At 41.5% G+C, this 25488-nt stretch carries 23 protein-coding genes and 1 pseudogene; 9 read left to right on the forward strand and 15 right to left on the reverse strand.

Annotation, left to right across the window (positions count from 1 at the left end; genetic code table 11):
• The first annotated feature begins 66 nt into the window (after nucleotides 1–66).
• A complete protein-coding gene (locus tag FHG64_RS04220; RefSeq protein WP_246054286.1) occupies nucleotides 67–960 on the forward strand; it encodes an alpha/beta fold hydrolase in 894 nt (297 codons plus the stop codon).
• A gap of 7 nt (nucleotides 961–967) precedes the next feature.
• Here FHG64_RS04220 and FHG64_RS04225 read toward each other — a convergent pair whose 3' ends face one another.
• From FHG64_RS04225 to FHG64_RS04235, 3 genes are read right to left on the reverse strand one after another with little or no spacing between them, the layout of a single operon-like run.
• Nucleotides 968–2491 (reverse strand): PH domain-containing protein, encoded by a 1524-nt coding sequence (locus FHG64_RS04225; RefSeq protein ID WP_139065247.1) that lies wholly within the window; start codon nucleotides 2489–2491, stop codon nucleotides 968–970.
• Nucleotides 2481–3008 (reverse strand): PH domain-containing protein, encoded by a 528-nt coding sequence (locus FHG64_RS04230; protein WP_139065248.1) that lies wholly within the window; start codon nucleotides 3006–3008, stop codon nucleotides 2481–2483. Before FHG64_RS04230 ends, FHG64_RS04225 begins: the two co-directional genes overlap by 11 nt.
• Nucleotides 2996–3835, reverse strand: coding sequence for a 1,4-dihydroxy-2-naphthoyl-CoA synthase (locus FHG64_RS04235; protein ID WP_139065249.1), 840 nt, complete (start codon nucleotides 3833–3835; stop codon nucleotides 2996–2998). Before FHG64_RS04235 ends, FHG64_RS04230 begins: the two co-directional genes overlap by 13 nt.
• Nucleotides 3836–4065: 230 nt before the next feature.
• Between FHG64_RS04235 and FHG64_RS04240 the strand changes: the two genes are divergently transcribed.
• The gene (locus FHG64_RS04240; RefSeq protein ID WP_139065250.1) at nucleotides 4066–4584 is read left to right on the forward strand and encodes a hypothetical protein; all 519 of its coding nucleotides are present in this window, start codon (nucleotides 4066–4068) and stop codon (nucleotides 4582–4584) included.
• Here FHG64_RS04240 and FHG64_RS04245 read toward each other — a convergent pair.
• From FHG64_RS04245 to menD, 3 genes are all read right to left on the reverse strand, one after another.
• Complete coding sequence (locus FHG64_RS04245) at nucleotides 4578–5417, reverse strand: CvfB family protein (RefSeq protein WP_139065251.1); 840 nt, start codon at nucleotides 5415–5417, stop codon at nucleotides 4578–4580. The genes FHG64_RS04240 and FHG64_RS04245 overlap by 7 nt on opposite strands.
• Nucleotides 5418–5525: 108 nt before the next feature.
• On the reverse strand, nucleotides 5526–5870 hold the full coding sequence (locus FHG64_RS04250) for a DUF2853 family protein (RefSeq protein WP_139065252.1): 345 nt from the start codon (nucleotides 5868–5870) through the stop codon (nucleotides 5526–5528).
• Nucleotides 5871–5936: 66 nt separating this feature from the next.
• Nucleotides 5937–7670: a 2-succinyl-5-enolpyruvyl-6-hydroxy-3-cyclohexene-1-carboxylic-acid synthase gene (gene menD / locus FHG64_RS04255; RefSeq protein ID WP_139065253.1), complete on the reverse strand. Its 1734-nt coding sequence runs from the start codon at nucleotides 7668–7670 to the stop codon at nucleotides 5937–5939.
• 166 nt (nucleotides 7671–7836) lie between these two features.
• Between menD and FHG64_RS04260 the strand changes: the two genes are divergently transcribed.
• Entirely contained in the window at nucleotides 7837–8112 is a 276-nt protein-coding gene (locus FHG64_RS04260) for a hypothetical protein (protein WP_139065254.1), read from the forward strand.
• Between the two features lie 40 nt (nucleotides 8113–8152).
• Here the strand turns inward: FHG64_RS04260 and FHG64_RS04265 are convergent, their stop codons facing one another.
• From FHG64_RS04265 to FHG64_RS20065, 3 genes and pseudogenes are all read right to left on the reverse strand, one after another.
• Nucleotides 8153–9358, reverse strand: coding sequence for a chorismate-binding protein (locus FHG64_RS04265; protein WP_139065255.1), 1206 nt, complete (start codon nucleotides 9356–9358; stop codon nucleotides 8153–8155).
• Nucleotides 9358–9777 (reverse strand): PaaI family thioesterase, encoded by a 420-nt coding sequence (locus FHG64_RS04270; RefSeq protein WP_139065256.1) that lies wholly within the window; start codon nucleotides 9775–9777, stop codon nucleotides 9358–9360. The genes FHG64_RS04265 and FHG64_RS04270 overlap by 1 nt, the downstream gene beginning before the upstream one ends.
• Nucleotides 9778–11018: 1241 nt before the next feature.
• A pseudogene (locus FHG64_RS20065) lies at nucleotides 11019–12707 on the reverse strand (thrombospondin type 3 repeat-containing protein); the annotation flags it as partial.
• 392 nt (nucleotides 12708–13099) lie between these two features.
• Between FHG64_RS20065 and FHG64_RS04280 the strand changes: the two are divergent.
• Nucleotides 13100–13756 (forward strand): alpha/beta hydrolase, encoded by a 657-nt coding sequence (locus FHG64_RS04280; protein WP_139065258.1) that lies wholly within the window; start codon nucleotides 13100–13102, stop codon nucleotides 13754–13756.
• A gap of 9 nt (nucleotides 13757–13765) precedes the next feature.
• Nucleotides 13766–15040 carry an NRAMP family divalent metal transporter gene (locus tag FHG64_RS04285; RefSeq protein WP_139065259.1) on the forward strand — a complete coding sequence of 425 codons (1275 nt, stop codon included), beginning with the start codon at nucleotides 13766–13768 and terminating at the stop codon, nucleotides 15038–15040.
• 766 nt (nucleotides 15041–15806) lie between these two features.
• On the opposite strand, the gene FHG64_RS19130 is transcribed toward FHG64_RS04285, so the two are convergent.
• From FHG64_RS19130 to dnaK, 5 genes are all read right to left on the reverse strand, one after another.
• Nucleotides 15807–15962, reverse strand: coding sequence for a hypothetical protein (locus FHG64_RS19130; RefSeq protein WP_168191289.1), 156 nt, complete (start codon nucleotides 15960–15962; stop codon nucleotides 15807–15809).
• Nucleotides 15963–16041: 79 nt separating this feature from the next.
• The gene (locus FHG64_RS04290; protein WP_139065260.1) at nucleotides 16042–16575 is read right to left on the reverse strand and encodes a hypothetical protein; all 534 of its coding nucleotides are present in this window, start codon (nucleotides 16573–16575) and stop codon (nucleotides 16042–16044) included.
• Nucleotides 16575–17501: a hypothetical protein gene (locus FHG64_RS04295; protein ID WP_139065261.1), complete on the reverse strand. Its 927-nt coding sequence runs from the start codon at nucleotides 17499–17501 to the stop codon at nucleotides 16575–16577. The genes FHG64_RS04290 and FHG64_RS04295 overlap by 1 nt, the downstream gene beginning before the upstream one ends.
• A 14-nt stretch (nucleotides 17502–17515) precedes the next feature.
• Nucleotides 17516–18232: a hypothetical protein gene (locus FHG64_RS04300; RefSeq protein WP_139065262.1), complete on the reverse strand. Its 717-nt coding sequence runs from the start codon at nucleotides 18230–18232 to the stop codon at nucleotides 17516–17518.
• A gap of 299 nt (nucleotides 18233–18531) precedes the next feature.
• A complete protein-coding gene (gene dnaK / locus FHG64_RS04305) occupies nucleotides 18532–20469 on the reverse strand; it encodes a molecular chaperone DnaK (protein ID WP_139065263.1) in 1938 nt (645 codons plus the stop codon).
• A gap of 381 nt (nucleotides 20470–20850) precedes the next feature.
• Here dnaK and FHG64_RS04310 point away from each other — a divergent pair, with 381 nt between their 5' ends.
• Both FHG64_RS04310 and FHG64_RS04315 read left to right on the forward strand, forming a co-directional pair.
• On the forward strand, nucleotides 20851–22284 hold the full coding sequence (locus FHG64_RS04310) for an L-serine ammonia-lyase (RefSeq protein ID WP_139065264.1): 1434 nt from the start codon (nucleotides 20851–20853) through the stop codon (nucleotides 22282–22284).
• A gap of 54 nt (nucleotides 22285–22338) precedes the next feature.
• Nucleotides 22339–23004, forward strand: a complete 666-nt coding sequence (locus tag FHG64_RS04315) for a CPBP family intramembrane glutamic endopeptidase (RefSeq protein ID WP_246054288.1) — start codon at nucleotides 22339–22341, stop codon at nucleotides 23002–23004.
• A gap of 38 nt (nucleotides 23005–23042) precedes the next feature.
• On the opposite strand, the gene FHG64_RS04320 is transcribed toward FHG64_RS04315, so the two are convergent.
• Nucleotides 23043–23516, reverse strand: a complete 474-nt coding sequence (locus FHG64_RS04320) for a nuclear transport factor 2 family protein (protein WP_139065265.1) — start codon at nucleotides 23514–23516, stop codon at nucleotides 23043–23045.
• A 62-nt stretch (nucleotides 23517–23578) separates the two neighbouring features.
• Here FHG64_RS04320 and panB point away from each other — a divergent pair, with 62 nt between their 5' ends.
• Together panB and FHG64_RS04330 are read left to right on the forward strand one after the other, a co-directional pair.
• A complete protein-coding gene (gene panB / locus FHG64_RS04325; protein WP_139065266.1) occupies nucleotides 23579–24397 on the forward strand; it encodes a 3-methyl-2-oxobutanoate hydroxymethyltransferase in 819 nt (272 codons plus the stop codon).
• A 120-nt stretch (nucleotides 24398–24517) separates the two neighbouring features.
• A complete protein-coding gene (locus tag FHG64_RS04330) occupies nucleotides 24518–25219 on the forward strand; it encodes an RluA family pseudouridine synthase (RefSeq protein ID WP_139065267.1) in 702 nt (233 codons plus the stop codon).
• Nucleotides 25220–25488: the final 269 nt, after the last annotated feature.

A 25488-nucleotide genomic window follows, 5' to 3' on the forward strand; every position in this document is an offset into this window, starting at 1 on the left:
ACTTTATTATTTCAAAATTGCAACCTGTCACTTTTCGTTTTATCTTGAAGAGCAGATTAATTACAAATGATGAAGACGCAGGAGAAAATTAAAAAAATAATACAGGTCCATGAGAATTCCGGAACTTATTTAAGTGTAGATGGTATTAAAACCTTTGCACTGGATTATGGCAAGGGAGAAGCTATAGTCTGTATTCACGGGGTACCCACCTCTTCCTTTCTTTACAGAAAGGTTCTAACCGAACTTGCAGCAAAAAATTACAGAGGCATCGCAATAGACCTTCCCGGACTGGGACTCTCTGCCCGGCCGGAGGATTTTGAATATACTTTCTCAAATTTTTCCAGATTTTTAAAAAAGGCCCTGGCTCAACTCAATGTAGAAAAATTTCATCTTGTGGTCCATGACATAGGTGGTCCTATTGGCTTTGCACTGGCTGCAACTAATATGGAAAAGATCCTCTCCCTCACAATTTTAAATACCTGGGTAGATGTTGTGAACTTCAAAAAGCCATTACCAATGCGGCCCTTTGAGAAAAAGATCCTTGGAGAAGCAGAATTAAAATTGCTTACTCATACCACCTGGCCGCTCATGTTCTCTACCCTGGGAGTCAATAATGACGATGGGATAAGGGAAGAAGAAATAAAAGCCTATGTAGACCTTCTTAAAAGGGAAGATGATGGAAAAGCCTTTTTGAAGATCATGAGAAATTTTGAAGATTCAGAGGAATTCCGCCGGCTATGCATAAAGGCGGTGAAGGATACCCCTTATCCGGTCCAGGTAATATGGGGCGAGGATGATCCTGCTCTTTCTTTAAAAGAATATGGCGAGGAAATAAAAAAGTATGCAGACCTTAAATTCTTTAAAACGCTTCCTTCCAAACATTTTCTACAGGAAGAGGTATGGAAAGAACTTGCAGCAGAGATCGCTGCTTTCGCCGGGTCTGCAGATACAAGATCATAAAAGGTTTTTACATCCATTTCCTGTCACTGGATTCCACTTTATACAACAGGTAATTAATATAAGGAATCACCTCCCTGTTTACTGCCTTAAAAGTGACATCGCCTCCGGCTGTATGAAAAACCAGGTTATACAGGTTCCTTCTTTTATACCAAAAGGGTTGCTTTACGGTTACCGCCTGCATTTTAAATGCTTCAAAGACTTCTTCCCTGCTTGTCCACACTCCCTGCTTTTTTATTAGGAAATCATCCTCAAAGATCAATTTTAAAGACTTATACCGAAGGATTTGATACGGAAGCGCCAGCAGTAAATAAAGAACGGCCATACTAACCCAGAATCCCTGAGTGGTATAAGGAAACCACCATAGTATCAAATAACTTATTCCCACAGGAATTAACACTATAAAAATTCGCCGAAGCAGCATTAACCGGTGAGGCCGAATGACTTTCTCCAGGCCGGTCTCTCTTGCTCCATATAGGAAAGATTTCACCCTGCCAACGGTATCCCTTGCTAAACCAGGAATTTTTATTTTCTTTTTTTGAAGTACATTTTCACTGCTGGCAAGAGCAATTCTGGCCTCATATAAATTGAAGGCTTTTTGAATGGGATTGGTTACCACCTGCATTAGCTGCACTCTTCTAGGCTGCAGGGATACCCTGGTATTGGTTTTAAGCCCCATCTCCAGGTCCAGGCTCTCCCGTGTTTGCACCAGTTTAAGTCCAAAATACTTTATGAAAACTTCCAGTACAGTTATAAGAATACTAATAATTAGAAGGATGCCGAATAAGATGATCATAAGGCTGAAGGATTGGGTAAAGTCCGGCACCTGGTCATAATATTCGCTAAACTCTTCTTCATAATCCTTGAAGAAGGTATTTAATTCATTATAAATTGTGGCAAAAAAGGCAAGAACGAGAGCAAACCCTCTTCCGTAATTGCTGCTTATTCCAATTTTAAGAAGGGTAAGTATATCCAGTTTATGGGTCCATAATTTTGTTTTTGGCTTTGCATCTTCAGGCCGCTCCTCTACCTCCAGGTCATTAAAAACCGGTTCCACTGCATCTTTTTTCGCCTTCATCAGGATATCTGTAAGTTCCCTGGCTTTTTCCCTGCTTACAGCCTTTATGCTAACCTCATCTTCTTTACTCCCTGCTGTTTCTATTATTACGCTGTAGACATTGATAAGCCTTTGAACCAGGGACCTTTTTAAATGAACCTGCTGGATCTTATCAAAAGAGATGGAAATATCCTCTGTAGAGAACACCCCCTTTTGAAGAACAAATTCATCTCTTTGATAATCGATATGAAAAAGGAATCTCCTGTAATAAAACCAGCTGTATCCCAGTGTTAATACTGCAACAGCAATTATTCCAAGCACCACATAAAGCACGGTTGTTGAAGAAGGATTACTTAACAGGAAATAAACTCCCAGAACCCAGAATCCGCGAAGGAACCTGTAAAGCGTAGTAAGGAAAATGAGTACTACCCCTTTTATGGATTGCCGCTGCGGGAGGCTAAAAGCTTCAGGACTCATCCTCTGTGATCTTTACAGAAAGGGCTTCTTTCAATTCGCGGGCCCGGACCGGTTCCAGGCCGGGAATACTTAGATCACTTCCACTTCCTCCCGCTGTGAAAACCTGGATAGAAGCGATATCAAGAAATTTATCAAAGACATCCCTGGAAATGGATACGTGCTGTATCCTGTTAAAGGGCACAACAGTAGTAGTATTCACAAAGAATCCCCGGCGGTAAAGTATATCTTTTTCCCGCAGTGCGTAACCGTAGTTTTGCTGCATTTTATAAGTATTCCAGAACCTGAATAAAAAATATAACAAAATGACTACCAGGGATATCCATAGAGTATATGGGTTCACATTGTAGTAGAACATCGCTCCCCAAGCCGCAAAAACAAATAACATAAAGATCCCGGTTTGAAAAACTGCTTTGAATAAATAGTTCCCGGAAATACCATGGAAGCTAACCTCCTCATAGTTAGGAAGGCTGGTTAGATCAATCTCAGGGTTGGAGAAATTTTCCATTATGGAAGCCATTTCTTTTCAAAATTGGGCTTTCTTTTTTCCAAAAATGCATCCCGGCCTTCTTTAGCCTCATCTGTCATATAGGCAAGCCTGGTGGCTTCCCCAGCAAATACCTGCTGCCCTACCATTCCATCATCTGTAAGATTCATGGCAAACTTCAGCATTTTAATGGAGGTCGGGGATTTTGCAAGGATCTCCTGTGCCCATTCGTATGCAGTCTCTTCCAGCTTTTCGTGAGGAACAACAGCATTCACCATCCCCATTTCAAAAGCCTCCTGTGCAGAATAATTTCTTCCTAAAAAGAATATCTCCCTCGCCTTTTTTTGCCCCACCATTTTAGCCAGGTAGGCAGAACCGTATCCACCGTCAAAGCTGGTAACATCTGCATCTGTTTGCTTAAAGATCGCATGTTCCTCACTGGCAAGGGTAAGGTCACAAACCACATGAAGGCTATGCCCTCCTCCTACTGCCCATCCAGGCACCACAGCAATAACCGCCTTAGGCATAAATCTTATGAGTCGCTGCACTTCAAGGATATTTAGCCGGTGCATTCCGTCTTCTCCCACATATCCCTGGTGACCTCTTGCCTTTTGATCGCCGCCGCTGCAAAATGAATAGATCCCATCTTTGGAGGAAGGACCTTCAGCAGACAATAATACTACCCCGATAGAAGTATCTTCTTGAGCATCGTAGAAAGCATCATATAATTCGCTGGTGGTTTGGGGTCTAAAGGCATTCCTAACGTCGGGCCTGTTAAATGCAATTCTTGCAACCCCATTAGATTTCTTATAGGTTATATCCTGATATTTTTTGGCTGTTTGCCACTCTATATTATGCATATACTTTTTTTTAAGGTAAAAATAACATTTTTAATATGAATTCCCCTGCCCAAAGCAGCCACTACTTTACAAAAGGTAGGGAAAGGAAATAAAGTTTTGCATATATTTTCTATCGATTCCCCGTCCCGCCATTCCTGCTCTTCCATTAACTTCTTCTTCAACAGAAGGTTTCTAAAAGTTCAAATTCTGTTTTTTGCACAATTCTTGATTATCTTTGTAAAAATCAAAGTTTGATGAGAGTTGCGGGCTTATTTATTATTTTTTTATTTACTTCCTGGTTAGGAAAGGCACAGGAGATCCCTGCTGTAAGAGATACACCCGATTTTATCATTGAAAGACTTGAAATACGTCCATCCCTAACTATCCTGGGCCCTGAAATTCCCAATACAGGGAGATTCAGGATACGTGAGGTAAATTTTGATACCTCTTCAGATAGGAAAGAGGTAGACATAGCTGCATTAATGGCAGAAGAAAAACAAATGAAAAGACGTACCGTCGAACTTGCACCCCCTGTACAGGTACCACAGGCGCCCGGCAGCAATCTTACCACCAGGAACAATGATTTCCAAATGGGGACCAGGTTCTTTAACCAATCCTTTAGCCCCGAACTACAAACCCGGGGTACCCGAAATTCAGTTTATCGTAATGCTGCAGAAACTACAGGCGCCACATACTTAAACAGCTTTCACAACCCATTTCTTCGTAGCCGGGTATATTCGCCCTACAATCGTGGATATTATTACTATTGATTAGGCACTAAATAGATCCCGTCCTCTTTAATTTCAATTTGTCTCTGCTTGTAAAGGGTCCCAATAGCTTTTTTAAAGCTTTTTTTGCTCATTTGCAATTTTGTCTGGATCTCTTCCGGCGTTGACTTATCTGTAAGGGGAAGGAAACCATTTTTTAATGATAACTCATTCAAAATATCCTGGGCATTGGGTTCAATACTTCTGTAACCGGGACGTTGCAAGGTTATATCTATTTTTCCATCTGGCCTTGTCTTCTTTACCCATCCTTTTAGTCTGTCACCAACTTGTACATCCTGGAAAAGATCATCTTTAAATATCAATCCCTGGTGGATCTCATTCACAATTACATTTACCCCAAGATCTGTAGGATTTGCAACTATAAGATCTACCTCCTCAAAAGGTTCTACAGTGAGTTCCCTGTTGTCCAAAAACGCATTTGTTTTACTGGAGGCAACTAATCTTCCGGTTTCTTCATCCAGGTAGCAAAATATAAGATACCAGCTGCCCTTGCGCATTTTAGAAGCCATTTCCCTGTAAGGAACAAAAAGATGTTTCTCAAGCCCCCAGTCAAGAAAGGCTCCAATATCACTAACTTCCACACATTTTAAATATGCGAACTCATCCAGCTTTACGTATGGATCCAGGGTTGTGGCCACAGGCCGTTCCTGGTGATCGAGATAAACGAACACCTTAATTTCATCTCCTATCTCAAAGGCTTCAGGTTTATATTTATTGGGTAGTAACACCTCGTCACCTTCCTCATTTTCAAGAAAAAGGCCGGGTTCTGTATCCCGGTTGATCTTCATTGTGTGGTATTCTCCTACTCTAAGCATAATTCTTAATTTAAATTGCAAAGATACTTTTATTTCAAATGACTTTTCTTCATAAAAAAATCCTCTTTTCATTGCTGAAAAAAGGATTTTAAAAGTAATGCTCTATGTTTAATTAAAGATGTTCTCTTTTTTAAAATGTTTGGTTAGCAGGTAGTAAAGAACTGCCCTGTATTTGGTCCTGTTGGATTTCCCATATCGCTCAATAACAGCTTCAAGGCCGGCATCGAGTTTATCGTCATCTTTAAGACCCAATTTTTTTATGAGGAAATTGTTTTTCACTGTAGCCATTTCAGTCTCACTTGAGCTTGCAACAGTTTCGGCATCACTGTTAAAGATACTTGGACCACAGGCTTCAGTTACTTTTCGAAGCAAACCAACATCCAGGTCATCCCCTATCTTGGTTTTGTAATCATCAATGTACTTTCCAACTTTTTCGTCTGTTTTTGTAGCCATGTTCTATGGATTTTAGATTATTCATATAAATATAAGGAATATAACTTAAACCGGCTACTTCTGCTACTAGGATTTCATAAAGCTGAAATATTCCAGCAGTACTTCATCATTCAGTTTTCTAGGTGTAAAGATCTCCAGGAGCTTTGGTTTTTCTGAAGCATCGAAGAAATCCTTCAATGCCTTCTCTGTTTCGCTGGTGTTCTTTGCGCTCTGATATTCCAGCCCATACATCTGGCAGATAGATGCTGCATTTAGATTATGTACAGTCTCAAAATAGGTATCAAAATTCTCTGTATTCTTATTCCCTGGTAAGATCCTGAAGATCCCGCCACCTTCATTATTGAGTACAATGATCCTGAAGTTTTTGGGTAAATAATTATTCCACAATCCGTTGCTGTCATAGAAGAAACTAAGGTCCCCGCAAATAAGCAGGGTGGGTTCTTCACTTATAATTGCCGCCCCTACTGCTGTGGAAACACTGCCATCAATCCCGCTGGTCCCGCGGTTGCAAAACATTTTATGAGTAGCGTCCCACCGGAATAACTGGGCGTACCTCACCGTGGAACTGTTTCCTAGCTGCACGTTGTAATTTTTAGGCACTTTGGGTACTATTGATTGCATCGCACGTAGATCTGAATACGGGATCTCCTCCATATATAATTCATGCCGCTGCTGCCGCTCTTTTCTCACGCCTTTCCATTTTTCGGCATAATCGCTTTCAACCGGCGTTGTAAGATCAAGAAAATTCTGAAAAAATGAATTTACAGAGGTCTCAAAATGTTTGTTGAGACAAAAGAAGGTATTATAGGCCTTTTTTGGATCCACGTGCCAGTGCTGTTCCGGCTGATAATTTCGCAAAAAGGATTTTATTTTCTTGGAAACGATCATCCCTCCAAAAGTCAATAAAATATCTGGTTGTAAGGCGCGAAACTGCTCTTCAGCATCACCAGATCGTTCTATGGGACCAATAAGGGTATCAATTCTGGTGAAAAATTCAGGATGCTGGAGATTGGAGGTAGTTTCAGTAAAAACAAGAACAGAATTATCCCCGGCCAGCTTTTCCAGGAACCGCTGCTCCACGGCATTGGGCTGGGCTACTCCCACGATTATCATTTTACGCTTTGCTTTGCTCCAAAGCTCAGCATAAGGGGTAAGCTCTTTTTCAGAATAAATTCGCTGTTTAATATCGGGATAGATCTGCAGGGGTTTTACCTTAAGATCATCTACCATATCATAAAGGGGCTCATAAAAGGGGACATTGATATGTACCGGCCCTTTATCCTCCAGTGCCTTGTTCAACGCCAGGTTGATCTCCCGCTCATTATGCCGCTGGGACTCAAATTGTTTTTGCTGAAGTTTCTTATCTGTAGCCTCAGTCTCCAGTACTACTTCTGAATGCAGGTTGGCTGAATATAGGATATGGTTCTCAAAAACATTCTTTTGCTTGATGGTTTGCCCGTCCCCAATGTCTATCCTCTCAATAGGCCTGTCGGCTGAAATCACCACCAGCGGAATATCGCTGTAGAATGCCTCTGCAATGGCCGGGTAATAATTAAGTAAGGCAGATCCTGAGGTGCAAACTACCGCTACCGGTTCCTGTAACTGCTGCGCCATACCCAGTGCCATGAAGGCTGCACAACGTTCATCAACGATGCTGTAAGGCGTTATCTCAGGATGATGGGTAAATCCTATTGTTAGAGGTGCGTTCCGTGATCCCGGGGAGATCACAACGTGTTTTATATTTTTGGCTACACAAAGCGAGACTATAGATTGTGCAACAGGTATTTTTGAGTACTTCATAGAGCACCAAATTTACAAATTTTCACCTTGGCATAAATTCATTGTGAAGCAGAAAATCTCTCACAGCCGTCCCTCTTTAATCAGTTAGGGTCATTTTAACATTTTTTTTGGTTTTTTAAAAAGGATTATTTACTTTCATTTTATCTAACTAAAAAAATTAAGTTAAATGGAAGCCACGTCGCCTGCCAATTCAGGAAATTTTTATCCGGCCCAGGATTCTTCACCGGTACGCACCAGTGAATGGTTTTGGACCTTATTCTTAACAGCTATTCCTCTTGTAGGTCTCATTATGCTCCTGGTATGGGCTTTTGGAAGTGGGAATAACATCAATAAATCCAGCTGGGCCAAAGCTACCTTGTTATGGATCCTGGTAGTTACGGGGTTTTATGTTCTGCTATTTATAATTTTTGGACTTTCGTTCCTGAGCGCCGGAAATTATTAAAAAGAGTTTAACCGGAGGTTGCAATTAATACTTCCGGTTTTTAATTTATACCCGGCATCTTTGAAATTACTGCTTTCATGGTACCCGCTTTATTAAGGGTTTCCTCCCACTCTGCTACAGGTACACTTTCTGCAGTGATGCCTCCACCCACAAAAATTTCTGTGGTGTTTTGCGTAAGTTTCATACATCTTAGATTCACATAGAGGGAAGTTTTTGTGACCTGCGCGGCATAAGCCAGGTTTTCAGTATTCCGCCTGTTCCCGCTGCGCTTTATCTCCTGCTTCATATTGATCTCTCCTAGAAACCCGGTATAGAATTCCCTGTCATAATTCTCTTTCTCAATGATGAACTTTTTTGCAGGTTCTTTTGGAAGTCCGCAAATTGCAGGGGTGGGATGAATGGCCGTGATCAGGCTGGTAAGGCTATTTTTTTCCTTTTCTGAAAGATCTTTTTCATTTCCGGTAGCATCTTCCGCATTTACATTTCCAATCTCTCCCGTAATATCTGTTCTTAAATGTAAAAGATTCCCGGCTCTGCTGGTATACGGCCCTTTTAGCTGAATATTTCTGCCATTTTTCTGAAGGCTTTCCACAACAGCATCGGTTACAAACTGCTGCTCTTTTTTTTCCTTTGGACCCCATCCCACCTCCATACTTCCGTTGAACTGCTGCGTACCTGCCAGGGCCATGGTTCTAAACCTGTTCCTCTCCACCTCCAGCAAAACTTCAGGAGTAGCACCCAGCCAGGTACCAACCACAGGGTGATGAAAAAGGTAAACATAGGCGTTTGGATATTTCTTCAGCAGGCGTTGAAAGAGTTCGAGAGCATCCAGGCTGCCGGTTTCCAAAACCTCTTTTCGCGATAAAACGACTTTTTGGAATTCCCCGTCATTTATAGCGTCTATTCCTTTCTGCACAAGATCAATGTGCCTCTCCTTTTCTTTCACCGCACTGGAATTTGAATAATCCACTCCGGGTGATAACTGCAATTCTTCAGTTTCGGAAAAAACCGTTTCCAGGAACTTCGACTTTTCCTGCGGAATTAAAACCGCTTCCTGCCGGTCATCAAATGGGGCAAACAGGAATCCACTTCGGGAGAAATCAGTAGTTTTATAAACATCCAGGTAATCTTGCAACAATGCTTTGGTGCTTCCCGATCTTGAAGCCGGATCTTTATAAGCTACAAAGGGAAAATTCCTCTCCATTTGATCTTTAAGGGTGCTAAAAAATTCTTTAGGATCTGTCATTACTTTTTCTTTGGGAGAGCGATGGTTGTAAGTTTAACCACAGAAATAAGATTATCTTCCACATCTGTGATCCTGATGTTCCATAGCTGGGTGGTACGCCCTTTATGCAGGAAACTGGCTTTGGCGTAGACATCACCTTCAGAAATACTTTTTAAATGATTTGCAGAGATCTCAATGCCGCGGATAAAATATTCTGAAGAATCCAGGAAAATATGAGAAGCCACACTTCCCACGCTTTCTGCCAGGGCAACAGTAGCTCCCCCGTGAAGCACCCCGTCCGGCTGATGAACTTTGGAAGTCACCGGCATTTTTGCCACTACATAATCGTCACCTATATCTGTAAATTCTATATTGAGAGTGTCCATCAAGGTATTTTTAGACATTTCATTGCATTTTGCAAGGATTTCGTGTTTCTCCATTCCACTTAAGTTGTTTACTTTGTAAAAATACGAAAGCATTCAGTAAGTCTTACTAAAGTTTTTCTAACAGAAAAAGGAGCCGTTTTTCAGCGACTCCTTTGTCTTTGATTGGGTAATTAATTTATACTCAAACTCTCAGATGAGACCTAAGTTTCCAGTGGCATTTAGACTCCAGCCGCGGATCCTATAGTTAAAGTCGAGAACCCACCTTACCAAGTTATGGTAAGCACATATTCCCCTGAATGATTTATATGAGCATCGCCAACAATTAGGCGATAATTTCCGCTTAAAGGGGCATTATTCAATACAAGTTGGGTGGACTCTCCGCCAGAAGTCCATGCATGACTGACCACATCACCTGTTGGAGAAATCAAACGAATTTCTGGAGTAAGTTCCCCTGAAGTTCTCGCTATGGTAACCTGAATGAAATTACCCGCATTAGCAGAAAAACTCCACTGGTCGAGATCCCCCAGAGCAATCGAGCCTGAGTGGTTAGCCCCATTAGTAAGAATACCTCCGTCATCACCCGCTGGAACCACAAAATCCTCCGGTGCATGAGCTAAACGAAGCACATAATCCCCACTGCCATTGATGTGGGCGTCTCCTACTATTACACGGTACGTTCCGCTTAACGGGGCATTATTCACAACGAGTTGAGCGGTCTCACCGCCAGAAGTCCAAGCATGGCTGACCACATCACCCGTAGGGGAGATAAGACGGATCTCTGGAGTTAAGTTTTCCGAAGTCCTCACTATTGTAACATGTATGAAATCGCCCTCATTTGCTGAAAAGCTCCATTGGTCAAGATCTCCTAGAGGAATGGAACCCTGTTGGTTCGCCCCATTAATAAGAGCGCCACCCTCATCAGCCATAGGTATTACGAAATCTTCTGGGGAATGAACTAAACGCAGCACATAATCACCACTACCATTAGTGTGGGCATCTCCCACAATTAGACGGTAGTTTCCGCTTACAGGAGCATTATTCACAACGAATTGGGCGGTCTCACCACCAGAAGTCCAAGCATGGCTGACCACATCACCTGTAGGAGAAATTAGTCGGATCTCTGGAGTAAGGTCTCCCGAGGTCCTAACTATTGAAACGTGGATAAAATCACCTTCATCCGCCTTTAAAGTCCAGGTATCTAGAGTGCCCAAAGCAATATTTCCTGTATGGTTTTCCCCGTTAGTCAGTGGTCCACCACCCTCTCCAGGAGTTCCGGTAGTTTCACAAGCATCGCCTATGCCATCACCATCAGAATCTGCTTGATCAGGATTAGCTACTTCAGGACAATTATCGCAGGCGTCACCTACACCGTCACCATCAGTATCTTCCTGGTCGGGATTGGCAACATTGGGACAATTGTCTACATCATCTGCAATACCATCACCATCTGCATCCTCTATTTCACCTTCTTCGCAGGCATCGCCTATACCATCACCATCAGAATCTGCCTGATCGGGGTTGGCTACTTCAGGACAGTTATCGCAGGCATCGCCTACACCATCACCATCTGTATCTTCCTGGTCGGGATTGGCTACATTGGGACAATTGTCTACATCATCTGCAATTCCGTCACCATCAGCATCTTCAATCTCATCGTCTTCACAGGCATCGCCTATACCATCCCCATCAGAGTCAGCTTGATCCGGGTTTGCTACTTCAGGACAATTATCACAGGCATCGCCTACACCGTCCCCATCTGTATCTTCCTGATCGGGATTGGCTACATTAGGACAATTGTCTACACCATCAGCAATACCATCACCATCAGCATCTTCAACCTCTCCATCATCACACGCGTCTCCAATGCCATCGCCATCAGCATCTGCCTGATCCGGATTCGCTACTTCAGGACAATTATCGCAGGCATCGCCTACTCCATCACCGTCTGTATCTTCCTGCTCCGGGTTTGCTACATTAGGGCAATTATCTTCTTCGTCACTAATTCCATCCCCGTCTGCATCACCATCTTCTCCGTTTCCCGGATCGACATCATCACCATCACAACCAAATCTTAGGTGCTCATAATCTACATTATCCTCACCATCAAAATTGCCATGAATGTCATTCCTGTTAAGGGTTCCCTGGATAACCGTATTGGTGACATCTCCATAAACTCCTTCCCAGTCCAGCAAATTGATCTCGAAATAGATATAATCTTCGTCATCTTCAAATTCCGGAAGGTCCGGCAGTGCTACACATAACGGACTGGCAGAGGGATCTTCACCTTCAGTAGAAACAACATTTTCTAAACCGGAATACAGGACAGAACCACTATTATCTGTTCCCAGCCAAATATCAACTGAGAAAGCTGCCGGGAAATGCCTGCCTATATCATTACAATAATTTGCAAAGAAGCAGAATGTAACAGCCTGGGTTGGATTTAGATCGAAAAATAAATATCCATATTCGTTGACATCTCGATCGTCGTAACATAACACCGAAACATCCACATATTTTTTAACCCCGGCATTGAGATCTATAGTCAGAGGTAAAGGAGATGCAACAAAACCTGCCAGAGCTCCCCCTCTGGGTGCCAGCCAAATTAATTCTCCACCGGCATTATAAACCGCGAAGTGAGCTAAGATATAGGTCCCGGGATCCAGTTCCAGTTCGGGAGCTTCTTCAGTAAAGATCTGGCCCGAAACCAGATCAATACGAAATGGATCCCCTGAAGCCCCCACGACCTCTGTCTCATTCTGTAATAAAATAATTTCTACATAGGAAGGCTCATCATCTGTACAAGTGGGTAATTCACTTACTTCCTGTTTCGTGGCTGTCCTGTTGGCAACCATATCATTTAAGATCGCACTAAAAGAAATGCTGGCCTTTTCCTCCTTGAGAGGATTAACGTCATCTTTGCTGCAATAGGTAAACAGCAGCAAGAAACCTGCAATAGCAGTAAAATACTTTATAAAATTTTTCATGATTAAATTAATACAATACAATAGTTAGGATGCACTTATATCTTTATGCAGCGGTTGCATTAAAGAATAAGCATAATTATCATATGGGAGGTGATCACTGGGCGTACTCCTGCATGCACCCATTTAGAAGTCCGGGTAGGGAAGGACATCGGGTCTTATGTGAAGAATTTTATAAAATTCGGTAATAAATTTAATCTTATTTTAATCCCGACTTCAATAGGGGAAATCCCTTAAAAATTAAAAAATACTATTTCAATATGCTGTTTTTCAGATATTTATATTGAATATCTGGATACTCATTATAAAGAAACTGTTTTGTTTTTCAAATTGACATTAATAATCTGAGTATTTCAAATCAATATTTTATACTTTCCGTTTTAATTAGAAAAAATATGAATCCAGCCGAAAAAAAGGTTTCTTACGAGATAAGTAATACCTACAGTACTCTTAATGATCTTACAGCTACAACGAAAAACGTGTGGGTGGTCCTGCACGGGATAGGATACCTTAGCCGATATTTCCTTAAATATTTTAAAAACCTGGATCCTGAGGATAATTACATCATCGCCCCGCAGGCACAGTCAAAATATTATCTCAACAATGAATATCGTCACGTAGGGGCCTCCTGGCTCACAAAAGAGAATACAGAGCCTGAAATTGAGAATGTACTTAATTATCTCGAAGAAGTCTACACGGCTGAGGCTCTTCAAAACGCACCAAAGCTTATCCTGTTTGGCTACTCCCAGGGAGTATCGGCCGCCACAAGATGGGTTGCCCGAAATAAGGTGGAATGCTCCCACCTTATCCTCCACTCCGGCGGACTTCCGAAGGAACTGGAACCTGAAGATTTCGAATTTTTAACCGACACCAGGGTTACTTTGATCTACGGCACCCGGGATGAATATTTGAACGAAGAGCGGCTTAAAACAGAACATGCCAGGGCAAAAGAATTATTTGGAGACCGCCTGGAGATAATTTCCTTCGATGGGGGGCACGAGGTGAATACAGAAATCCTGGAGAAGATCGCCAAAACTATTTCTTCTGAATAAGCCTCCCTTATGAGAAAATCTGTTCTAAAGGAAAAGCCGGTATCGATACTAAAAAGTATTGGACCCGGATTTCTACTTGCAGGTGCGGCAATTGGTGTTTCCCACCTGGTGCAGGCAACCCGGGCCGGAGCAGATTATGGGTATGTTCTTATTTTGGTCCTGGTGATCGCCTGTGTTTCCAAATACCCCTTCCTGGAATTCGGTCCCCGGTTTGCCGCGGGAACAGGGGATCACCTTATCACAGGATACAGGAAAATGGGCAAATTCCCTTACCGGGTCTATATTCTTATCACGCTTGGTAGTATGTTCATTATCCAGGCAGCTGTCACAATTGTAACAGCCGGCCTGGCAGAACGTTTATTTAATCTGGGGCTAACACCTTTTCTCTGGAGCCTTATAATTCTTGGCTCCTGCATTGCCCTATTGCTTATAGGGAAATACCCGGGGCTGTATAAAAGTATGAAGGTGATCGTTTCCCTGTTAACCCTCGCAACTCTTGCAGCTGTGCTAATGGCATTTGGTGCCGGCACTACAGAAAAAGTTATCACCCATGAAACTCCTTCCCTATGGACCACTGCCAGCCTGGGATTTATAATCGCTTTTATGGGCTGGATGCCCATTCCCCTTGACGCTTCTGTATGGCATTCCATCTGGACCAAAGAAAAAGCCTTTCAAAATAAACAGGAGATCTCTGTCAAAGGAGCTTTTGCCGACTTTAACGTAGGATACCTCTCTGCCGCGTTTATTGGTTTGCTCTTTTTTTTACTAGGAGTCCTGGTGATGTTTGGCAGCGGAACTTCTTTTTCTTCCAACAGTGTTGAATTTTCCTCCCAGCTCATTAACCTCTACGGACAGACCCTTGGAAACTGGAGCAAACCCCTCATATCTGTTGCGGCTTTTATTACCATGTTCAGCACAGTCTTAACCGTAACAGATGCTTATCCGCGTGTGATTTCTGAACTTAAAAAACCTCAAAAAGAAGCGGAATATTCAAAGCAGGACAAATGGAAGGTGTACAAAATATCTATTTTCATAATCCCGATTTTATCATTGTCCCTGCTGTTTTTGTTCTCGGGTTCCTTCACTCTTCTGGTAGATTTTGCCGCAGGACTCTCATTTCTCTCCGCACCCTTTCTTGCCTGGTTTAATTATAAACTGGTAACGGGAAAACAGATGCCGGAGGAGCACCGGCCGGGCAGATCCTACAGGATCTTTAGTATGATTTGTTTTGGATTGCTGGTGGTGTTTAATTTGGTGTATTTGTATTATGTGTTTTTGATGTAGACAGTATAAAAGTTTTCCTTTAACCATCAAGAATATTAACTCCCTAGCACCTCAAAATACATTTTTCCTTCTGGTATCGATATAGAAAAAAATCTACGATTGACAGATATTATCAAAGTTTATTTCTCCCGTAACTTCTTAAAAAGGTGGCAATTTTATCCCTCTTTCATAAGACCGCCTTTTCTTTTTTGCATCGCCCAAAAAAGAAACAAAAAAGTCTAGGCTTACGAAAGTTTATCTAAATTTTTCATTCGGTGGCTAAATTTTAGGAACTCGCGGGCAAATGAATTAAAGCGAGATTAATCCGTTTCGCTCAAACAGCCTAAAATTCTTAACGCCACTCTCATTTCAAATTTTACGATAAACTTTCGTAGGCCGGAAAAGACCTTCTAAAGAAAAATTAACTCAAATTGATGGTTCTTTTACATCATCACCTCACGCTAATAAAATATTTAATGGGATGTCGAATGACCATTCGGTACTAAATTAAATTTTAACTTTTAAAAGCTCCTTCCCTTTTTTCAAGGGAAGGTGGATTGATTGGCACCTAAGATTATCCTAATTAACAAAATTATGAGCCAATCTAGACGGAAGGCTTCAGGCGGGGAAGAATTGTTCTTGCATTTCTAAATAAGTGCGTACGCTACCAACTGCTTTTAAGATAAGATTTTTTGAACAACAAAAAAGCGCAACCCATTTCTGGATTGCGCTTCATTTTATTTAAGTTTTAAAGAGATCCCTCCTTACGTCGGGATAAGCGATTAGCTTACTTCACCTCTTCAAAATCTACATCCTCAACATCGTCGCCTTGCTTAGAGTCTCCTCCTGCGCCCGGCTGACCGTCCTGGGCTCCGGCTCCCGGTCCACCTTGTGGCCCGCCTGCTCCCGGCTGCCCGCCTTGCTTGGCCTGTGCTTTGGACATCTCTCCAGATTACTTTCAAGATTCGTTGATCGTAATAAATTTTGGGGAGATAACTTTTTTTCCCAGATATGGTTAAAACTTATGATATCCACACCATCCCTGAGGCAAAATAAACCCATTTATTCCCCTCTTTTTTAAATATTATCAAAGAACCTCCCTCATTACTTGACAAATAAAAAATCGCGTAGTTCAAAGATCTATCAAATGCTGGGCTCGACAAGGATAACATTGAGGTGCCAGAATCAACTATATTCTTTTTATCTAATATTTCTGTCCATTTTTCAATTCTAAAACTCCGGGAACTTTTTTGTAGAAATTCAATTTCTTCCTTAAACAAGTTCTCAAAATGCACAACATCAGATTCATTTTTGATATTAAAATTTTGAATCAGGCTCAAATGGAAAGGGTTAATTAAATGGGACCAATGCTTACCTTCATAATTTTGTAAGATTTTATTATTAAAATGAATACCTCTGTTCTCGAATCCGTCGAAATAGGAATTTAAAATAGCTTGAGTCTCCTTTCTTTCCTGAACATTCCGATTGCTCACCTGAGATTTACAAGTAATAAAGCTGCCCAGTATCATCAATAATATAAGCGATTTAGTTTTCATTAATTACAGTTATTGGTTCCTTGAGCTTGTCCTGTGGCTGGAGAAAGTGCCGAGCCTTCAGCTATGTTGGCGTCTTCTATAGCCTGTTGTGTGTTTTGATCTAAATCGTCAAAAGCAGTAGTGCCCAACATAGCTCCTGACCAACTTAAATAATTATAATATTCGTGATTTACCAAACTGCTGTTATCCCAAGATTCCAAAGAATTCGAAATAGCACTCACAAACTGTTGGGTCATAAGGATATGTTGAGCTGTATTTGGATCATTATTATTTGCTGAAAGTAAAGTCCTCAAGGAGTTGGAAAGGTTACTAAACATTTCTTCTTGATAAATATAAGAAGTATAGGCATGTAAGCTTTCGTGGATGATAGTACGAGCAACAGACAAGTCGGTAGAATTACTAATATAATCGGAATCAAGGGTAATGGTAAAATTAATTATTATTTGGTCATTTGGATCACGTTTTGGATCAGTATTGGCATTAACTCTTTGACCATCATCATTAGGAGGTAAATTTTTGACGTCAAAAATTAAATTATATTTATCTGACTGATTAAAAATTTTTAAAATATATCCGGTGAGGTTTAATTCCTCCTTTACAAAAGCTGGCATTTCTCCTAAATCTATATATTCCTGATCATTCAACATTTTCTTAATTATATCTTTTACACATTCTTTCATGTTGGTAGTGTAAATTATCTGTTCCTCAAAATCCACTTCCCCGGCGGCCATCCAGGCATCAATTGCTTCCTTGCCAAAATTTTTATCTGAAATGGAGTTAATACTATTTAAATAATTGTTTAACTCTACTAATTGATCATCTGTAGCCTCGTATAGCAACCACTCTCTTTCCGGTGAATCTGAAGTTAATTCTAAAATCTCTGAAATTTGTACTATTGCACCAAAGCGCATCATTGGAGCCGTCATGATCTCTTCTCCATCTACCGTTTCATTATTATCCCCTGGGGAACCGCTTCCATCTCCTCCACCTCCCAGAGGATTTGGTTCATCCCAATCATAAGTGCCATCTGAATCTCCCGGGCTTTGAGGATAACCAGGATTGTAATTAGTATCTTCAGGATAATCCTCTGGACCTGAGGAGCCGCCCGAGCATAACAAGTAACACTTCTGGCATTAAGGTAGGTATCGAAAAAGTTACCCATATTCATATTGTGAACAGGATAATATTTTACTTTATTTTTTAAAGACACCTTTCCGCCTTGGTTTATGGAAAGTAATTCGGGAAATTTTAAATTATATTGGACAATAAAAGGTTGAAACTCCCCTCCATTTTTTGAACTCAAAACAAGGTTGTAAATTGCTTTTCCCTGATTTTTAAAAGTAATCGGAAAAGTATAGGATTGATAGTCTTGAATTTTCACAAAACGTGTCTCATCTCCTACAATTTGAAAATCCGGATTTTTAATAGCTCTTTTGCTTTCTACTGGTATAGGCTCTATTAAGAACTTATCCAATAAATCTGAAATTAAATTATTCTCTCGTACGGTGGAAATTTTCACTGATGTTACAACAACTTCAGGAGAGTTTTTTCCTTGAGTTGTTTGTTGTAATTCCTCCTTTTGGCAACTACAAAAAACCAAAAAAATTGATAACACTAGGGGTTTAATAATGGAGGGGGGGGATTGTAAAATTTTCATTTTTTATTTTTAAAGATTAGAAAAAATGCATTTTACAGTAGGGTGCTAATGCGTGAATTTGATATTTGCTAATATTAATAGATTCCTAAAGGAAGGCAATTTTTTAACATTTCTTTAATGATATTTTTTCCAAAGCAAAAATCTCAGTTCTGAGTATAGTTTTATCTTTTATCAGGAACAGCGACTCATAAAGTTTTGCTATTCAGACTTATAAAAATAAAAAAACGCAACCAAATTAATGATTGCGCTTCTTTTTTTATAAGTCCTTCCCAATTATGGAAAGTATCTAGAATTATGTGTTATTTCACCTCTTCAAAATCTACATCTTCAACATCGTCACCCTGCTTGGAGTCTCCTCCTGCGCCCGGCTGACCGTCCTGAGCTCCGGCTCCGGGTCCACCTTGTGGTCCTCCGGCTGCTCCGCCCTGGGCTTCTGCCTGTGCTTTGTACATCTCTTCAGATGCTACTTTCCAGGCTTCGTTGATTTTATCTAATGCAGGCTGAATGGTTTCAACTTCTTTGGTTTCATATGCCTTCTTCAGTTCTTCCAAAGCATCTTCGATTGGCTTCTTCTTATCATCCGAAAGTTTGTCACCAAACTCTTTCAGTTGTTTTTCTGTCTGGAAGATCATTCCATCAGCTTCATTCAGCTTATCTACTTTTTCTTTTGCCTTCTTATCGCTTTCAGCATTTGCTTCAGCTTCCTGCTTCATCTTTTGGATCTCTTCTTCAGTAAGACCTGAAGAAGCTTCAATTCTAATATCCTGAGATTTACCGGTAGCTTTATCTGTGGCGCTTACCTTGATGATACCATTGGCATCAATATCAAAAGTCACTTCGATCTGAGGTGTTCCTCTTGGTGCCGGGGGAATTCCGTCAAGGTGGAATCTACCAATAGTTTTATTATCGGCTGCCATTGGACGCTCTCCCTGTAACACGTGGATCTCTACAGAAGGCTGATTATCGGCCGCAGTGGAGAAAGTCTGTGATTTTTTAGTTGGGATCGTAGTGTTAGATTCAATAAGCTTAGTGTTCACACCACCCATTGTTTCAATACCAAGAGAAAGAGGTGTTACGTCAAGTAACAATACATCTTTTACATCTCCTGTTAATACACCACCCTGGATAGCTGCTCCAATTGCAACAACCTCATCCGGGTTCACACCTTTAGATGGTTTCTTTCCGAAGAAAGCTTCCACTTCTTCCTGGATCTTAGGAATACGGGTAGAACCACCTACTAATATTACTTCGTCAATATCACTCTTGGTAAGACCTGCATCATCCAATGCTTTCTTTACCGGAGCCATAGAACGTTTTACCAGCTCATCTGCCAATTGCTCAAACTTTGATCTTGTCAAGGTTTGCACAAGGTGTTTAGGCCCTGATGCAGTCGCAGTTACATATGGTAAGTTAATTTCTGTTTGAGAAGAAGAAGACAATTCAATTTTTGCTTTCTCTGCAGCTTCTTTAAGACGCTGTAAAGCCATAGGATCTTTTCTAAGATCTATTTCTTCTGCTTTCTGGAAATCATCTGCCAGCCAGTCAATGATCACTTCATCAAAGTCATCACCACCCAGGTGGGTATCACCATTTGTAGACAACACTTCAAAAACCCCATCTCCTAATTCCAGGATAGAGATATCAAAGGTACCACCACCAAGGTCATAAACTGCGATCTTCTGGTCCTGTGATTTTTTATCAAGTCCGTATGCAAGTGCTGCTGCGGTTGGCTCGTTTATAATTCTTCTTACTTTAAGTCCTGCGATCTCTCCGGCTTCTTTTGTAGCCTGTCGCTGGGAATCGTTAAAATAAGCTGGTACAGTAATAACCGCTTCGGTTACATCCTGTCCTAAATAATCCTCAGCAGTCTTCTTCATTTTCTGAAGGATCATTGCTGAAAGTTCCTGCGGGGTATACATTCTTCCGTCTACATCTACCCTTGCAGTATCATTGTCTCCTTTTTGAACTTTATAAGGAACCCTTCCTGCTTCTTTTGAAGATTCAGAATATTTGTTCCCCATAAATCTCTTTATAGATGAAATGGTCTTGGTTGGGTTTGTTACCGCCTGGCGCTTTGCAGGGTCTCCTACTTTTATCTCACCACCTTCTACAAATGCAATTACAGAAGGGGTTGTTCTCTTACCTTCGGCATTAGGGATCACCGTTGGCTCGTTACCTTCCATTACTGCAACGCACGAGTTGGTAGTACCTAAGTCAATTCCAATTATTTTACTCATAACTTTATACGTTGATTTTTATTATTGTTTGCTGTTTTACAACCTCTAATAGTCAATCACTATGCCAGCGGATTTGATATGACATGATGGCAGAATACAGCCCCCCGGCCCCCGAAGGGGGAGCTACAGATGTAATACAAGTTTACCCCTTATGAATTTGGTGGTGCGTATATACTTTTTACTCTCTATTTTGCACTCTTCACATTTTTCCAACCTAAAACCTACAACCTACAACCTACAACTTTTACAACCGACAACCGATAACCGACAACCGACAACCGACAACTCAAAAATGCCTTCTTTTTTGTAAATAACATTTCCGGAAAATATCCCTAAACAATTCCCAAATCCTTATTTTTGCCCCTCAATTACAGGAGAGAAATGCAAAAAATAGAATGTATTAGTGTTTTTGATATGCTTAAGGTTGGTGTGGGCCCTTCGAGTTCCCATACTTTGGGGCCGTGGCGTGCCGCCCAGCGATGGATTGGAGAGCTTAAACAAAAAAGGACCTTTGATGATGTGCAAAGCATTCACATAGATCTTTACGGCTCGCTATCCCTCACAGGAAAAGGACACGCTACAGATGTGGCTGTCATTCTTGGCCTTTGTGGTCACGATCCTGTGTTGATGGATATTGAACAAATAGATCCTGAGATCAACAACATAAACACTTTTCACCGTCTAAACCTTAACGGGGAAAGGACTATTCCCTTTAACCCCGAAACCGATATAAAATTCAACCGCAAGTTCCTGGATTTTCATCCTAACGGGATGATCTTTCGCTCCACTCTCTCCAACGGGAAAACAACCTCCTCCTCTTTCTATTCCATCGGTGGCGGATTTGTAGTGAAGGAAGAACGGAAGAATGCGAAAAAAAAGATGGAAAGCTTCCAGGGCTTTCCGTTTCCTATAGAAAAAGCCATAGAGCTACAGGCATATTGCAAAGAACAGAATAAGCCAATTTCTGAAATTGTTTTGGAAAATGAGCGCTCCCTCCGCAGTGATGAGGAGATCGATGAAGGTTTACGGCAGGTTTGGCAGGTTATGCTGGAGTCTATGTACACCGGCTGTCATACCCAGGGCACTCTTCCCGGTGGACTCAATGTGCATCGCCGGGCTCCGGATATGCATGACCGCCTAATTGGAGAGGCTACTTATGACTCTCCTGAAGAATGGCTGGAGACAATTCGCAAGACTGAAGTAAAATTCCGCCAGATCCTAAAATGGGTAAGTACCTTTGCCATTAGTGTGAATGAGGTGAATGCCTCCCTGGGAAGAGTGGTTACGGCTCCTACCAATGGTAGTGCAGGAACAGTTCCTGCTGTATTGATGTATTACCTCGTGATCGAGAATCATAATGCCACATTTGAGGACATTAAGAGGTTTATGCTGGTTGCAGGTGAAATTGGAAGTTTATTCAAAAAAGGTGCAACGATCTCTGCTGCCATGGGCGGTTGCCAGGCAGAAATAGGGGTTTCCTCAGCAATGGCTGCAGGGGCTCTTACAGAGGTTATGGGCGGCACCCCGGAGCAGGTACTTATGGCCAGCGAAATTGCAATGGAACACCACCTTGGCCTTACCTGTGATCCTATCGCAGGATTGGTGCAGATCCCTTGTATAGAAAGAAACGCTATGGGTGCTATAAAAGCTATCAATGCGGCAGAGATCGCTATGGAAAGCGATGCTTCAAAGGCTAAAGTTCCCCTGGACAAGGTAATTGAAACCATGTGGGATACCGCAAAAGATATGAATTCCAAATACAAGGAAACATCTGAGGGCGGCCTGGCAGTGAAAGTAAGCTTAAGCGACTGCTAGGATTTATCACTTATCTTTGGCAGGAAATCCCGCTGAATTAAAAAATAAATTCGTTTGCTGAAACATAAGATCATAAACCTGCTTCGCAACTACGGTTGGATGCTGGCTTATTACTTTATGTTCTTTATTGCACTGGGACTATTGCAGGTGCTTTTTCCTCATTTCAGTATTTCCGAATATCAGCAAAATGACATCAACCGGTTGCTTCTCGAGAACCCGCTGCAGTTCTTCCTCCTGGCGGTGATCATTGCGCCGGTGCTGGAGGAAGGTATGTTCAGGACGCTTATAAGGCCAACAACTAATGAGCTCATTTTCTTTTTTTCCTGCTGGCTGGTTGTGCTGGTTACCAGCTTTATTCCCGTTGATGTTTACTGGACAGTAAAATTCGGATTTTTGCTGGTCTTTCTTATTTTTTCTTTCGTGGTGTTGCGGGAATTAATTCCGCTTCCCTGGCAATGGAAATTATGCTCCTGGTTGAAAAAATATCAGATTCTTATATGGATTATAACCTCAGTCCTCTTCGGGATGATACATATTTATAATTATGTGGAAGGGTTTGAACTGAATTTCGTTCTTTTTCTGCTGATCTTCCCACGGATCATCGCCGGTATTTTCTTCGGAAAGGTAAAAATTGAAAACCGAAGCCTCCTCTGGCCAATTGCCCTGCACGCTATGAATAACGGGGTGGTGCTGTTGTTGCTTCTTCCGCAGCTGCTTTAGAAAATTAAATATAGAGCCCTTATTCTTTAAATTTCAGCTTAAGACTTATTCAAATAACCTTCACAGCCTTCCCTGCCCCTGGTATCGATGATATGGACAATTTTCCACTCTTCAGTCTCCTTAACCATAGTAAAGGAATTTACACCGCAATGACTTAAATTTCCGTTCACCAGGAAGGAATAAGGTGTGATCACCGTAGCCAAAGGCCCATTTACCCTAACATCAAAACCATGAAGGTTTTCCTCAAATTTGGTGGATGAAGGAATAGAGGTTATACGCTCAAGGAATTCCCCGTAGGTGTTTGTTGACAAGTTCAACTTCCCTTCGGCGTTATTTCCCAGGGATTGCATTTTAACTGAAGGATGCGCATAGGATCGCAAGGCAACAGAATCCTGGCGGTGGAAAGCCTCAAAAAAGCCGGTGACGACATCTTTAACCGCTGTTTCCTCAGCCGTTTGAGCAAAAGAGGTGAAACAGGTAACCAGAAAGAGAAAACTTAAAAACTTCTTCATAAGTGCAAGGTTTGAATGTAGCTGACTAATTTACTACTTTTACTCCACTAAAATTTATCTTAATGTCTGTCGCTAAAAAAGAATACAAAAGAGTTACCACCAAGTCCCTTGTAGAAATGAAAGCAAACGGGGAAAAGATCGCCATGCTTACTGCATATGATTTTTCCATGGCAAAGATCGTAGACGGGGCTGGAATAGATGTTATCCTTGTAGGTGACTCTGCCAGTAACGTAATGGCCGGGCACGAGACCACCTTGCCTATTACCCTGGACCAGATGATCTATCACGCTGCCAGTGTAATTCGCGCAGTTCACAGGGCATTGGTTGTAGTGGACCTTCCGTTTGGAAGTTATCAAAGCGACCCGAAAGAAGCATTAAGATCTGCCATTAGGATAATGAAAGAAAGCGGCGGACATGCGGTGAAGCTTGAAGGCGGAAAAGAGATCAAGGATTCTGTAAAGCGTATCCTTAATGCCGGGATCCCGGTAATGGGACATTTGGGACTTACCCCACAGTCTATTTATAAATTCGGAACTTACACTGTAAGAGCCAAAGAAGATGCCGAAGCTGAAAAATTAAAAAGCGATGCTCTAATGCTGGAACGTGCAGGTTGTTTTGCCCTGGTCCTAGAAAAAGTACCCGCCAAATTAGCCAAAGAAGTGGCAGAAAGTCTAACAATTCCCGTAATTGGAATAGGCGCCGGAAACGGAGTTGACGGCCAGGTGCTGGTGGTGCACGATATGATTGGAATGACACATGAGTTCAATCCGAGGTTTTTAAGACGCTACCTTGACCTATATTCAGAAATGACCAAAGCTTTTGAAAATTACAGGGATGACGTGAAGAGCAAAAATTTCCCTAGCGATGAGGAGCAGTATTAGAATTGAGTATTGAGATATGAGATATGAGATATTAGACTTTAGACTAAATCTCTCATTTGTCTTGTCTCTTCTCTCTTCTCTCTTTTCTTTTTTCTTCCTTTCCAGACAAAAATTAAAAATTTGAAACCCGACAAAACTATCTCCACCCCCCAAAATCTTCAGGTACTGTATGAGGATAATCACGTGATCATAGTGAACAAGCGGCCGGGGGATATTGTACAGGGGGATAAGACTGGAGATGAACCTTTAAGCGAGGTTGTCAAGGAATATATAAAGGAAAAATATAATAAACCGGGGAATGTCTACCTGGGTGTGGTGCATCGTTTAGACCGTCCCACCAGCGGGATCGTTCTATTTTCCCGGACATCTAAAGCCCTACCGAGGTTAAACAAACTCTTTAAAGATAAAGAAGCTAAGAAAACCTATTGGGCTGTTGTAAAGAACCCTCCTCCAAATACTGAAGGTTCCCTCACGCACTATTTGAAAAGAAATCCAAAACAAAACAAATCCTACGCTCATATAAAGGAAGTGCCGGAGAGCAAAAAGGCCCTGCTGGATTACCGGATCCTTAAAAAGCTGCACAATTACTACCTGCTGGAGATAGACCTGCATACCGGCAGGCACCACCAAATTCGCAGTCAGCTTTCAGCTATCGGTTGTCCTATAAAAGGGGATCTTAAATACGGATTTGACAGAAGCAATAAAGATGCGAGTATACATTTGCATGCAAGGAGGTTGTCTTTTACACATCCGGTTAGCAAGGAGGCAATTGAAGTGGTTGCACCCCCACCGGAGGATCCGGTTTGGGATGCATGTTTATAAATTATAGTTCTTTAGTTCCGAACCTACTCTCGACACGTCATAATGAACTTGTTTCAGCATCTAGCGCTCCTAATGTATACAGAACATCTCGACTACTCCCAAGGTTTTAATCTATTAGACCCTGAAACAAGTTACCATTGACGTATTCTATTTTTCTTACATTTTCCAGGCGAGTTTATTGGCATTTCATAGGACCGCTTGTTCTTTTTTGCATCGCCCAAAAAAGAACCAAAAAAGTCTAGGCTTACGAAAGCTTCTCTAAATTTTTC

The sequence above is a fragment of the Antarcticibacterium flavum genome (assembly GCF_006159205.1).
In the GTDB taxonomy this organism is placed as follows: domain Bacteria; phylum Bacteroidota; class Bacteroidia; order Flavobacteriales; family Flavobacteriaceae; genus Gillisia; species Gillisia flava.

Bases quoted from the DNA above. Each gene is read 5' to 3' on its own strand.
- FHG64_RS04225 (WP_139065247.1), bottom strand. From the start codon at position 2,491: ATGAGTCCTGAAGCTTTTAGCCTCCCGCAGCGGCAATCCATAAAAGGG.
- FHG64_RS04280 (WP_139065258.1), top strand. From the start codon at position 13,100: ATGAATCCAGCCGAAAAAAAGGTTTCTTACGAGATAAGTAATACCTAC.
- FHG64_RS04220 (WP_246054286.1), top strand. From the start codon at position 67: ATGATGAAGACGCAGGAGAAAATTAAAAAAATAATACAGGTCCATGAG.
- dnaK (WP_139065263.1), bottom strand. From the start codon at position 20,469: ATGAGTAAAATAATTGGAATTGACTTAGGTACTACCAACTCGTGCGTT.
- FHG64_RS04285 (WP_139065259.1), top strand. From the start codon at position 13,766: ATGAGAAAATCTGTTCTAAAGGAAAAGCCGGTATCGATACTAAAAAGT.
- menD (WP_139065253.1), bottom strand. From the start codon at position 7,670: ATGAAGTACTCAAAAATACCTGTTGCACAATCTATAGTCTCGCTTTGT.
- FHG64_RS04270 (WP_139065256.1), bottom strand. From the start codon at position 9,777: ATGGAGAAACACGAAATCCTTGCAAAATGCAATGAAATGTCTAAAAAT.
- FHG64_RS04310 (WP_139065264.1), top strand. From the start codon at position 20,851: ATGCAAAAAATAGAATGTATTAGTGTTTTTGATATGCTTAAGGTTGGT.
- FHG64_RS04245 (WP_139065251.1), bottom strand. From the start codon at position 5,417: ATGCTTAGAGTAGGAGAATACCACACAATGAAGATCAACCGGGATACA.
- FHG64_RS04230 (WP_139065248.1), bottom strand. From the start codon at position 3,008: ATGGCTTCCATAATGGAAAATTTCTCCAACCCTGAGATTGATCTAACC.
- panB (WP_139065266.1), top strand. From the start codon at position 23,579: ATGTCTGTCGCTAAAAAAGAATACAAAAGAGTTACCACCAAGTCCCTT.
- FHG64_RS04265 (WP_139065255.1), bottom strand. From the start codon at position 9,358: ATGACAGATCCTAAAGAATTTTTTAGCACCCTTAAAGATCAAATGGAG.
- FHG64_RS04300 (WP_139065262.1), bottom strand. From the start codon at position 18,232: ATGAAAATTTTACAATCCCCCCCCTCCATTATTAAACCCCTAGTGTTA.
- FHG64_RS04250 (WP_139065252.1), bottom strand. From the start codon at position 5,870: ATGGCTACAAAAACAGACGAAAAAGTTGGAAAGTACATTGATGATTAC.
- FHG64_RS19130 (WP_168191289.1), bottom strand. From the start codon at position 15,962: ATGTCCAAAGCACAGGCCAAGCAAGGCGGGCAGCCGGGAGCAGGCGGG.
- FHG64_RS04290 (WP_139065260.1), bottom strand. From the start codon at position 16,575: ATGAAAACTAAATCGCTTATATTATTGATGATACTGGGCAGCTTTATT.
- FHG64_RS04260 (WP_139065254.1), top strand. From the start codon at position 7,837: ATGGAAGCCACGTCGCCTGCCAATTCAGGAAATTTTTATCCGGCCCAG.
- FHG64_RS04320 (WP_139065265.1), bottom strand. From the start codon at position 23,516: ATGAAGAAGTTTTTAAGTTTTCTCTTTCTGGTTACCTGTTTCACCTCT.
- FHG64_RS04295 (WP_139065261.1), bottom strand. From the start codon at position 17,501: ATGACGGCTCCAATGATGCGCTTTGGTGCAATAGTACAAATTTCAGAG.
- FHG64_RS04235 (WP_139065249.1), bottom strand. From the start codon at position 3,835: ATGCATAATATAGAGTGGCAAACAGCCAAAAAATATCAGGATATAACC.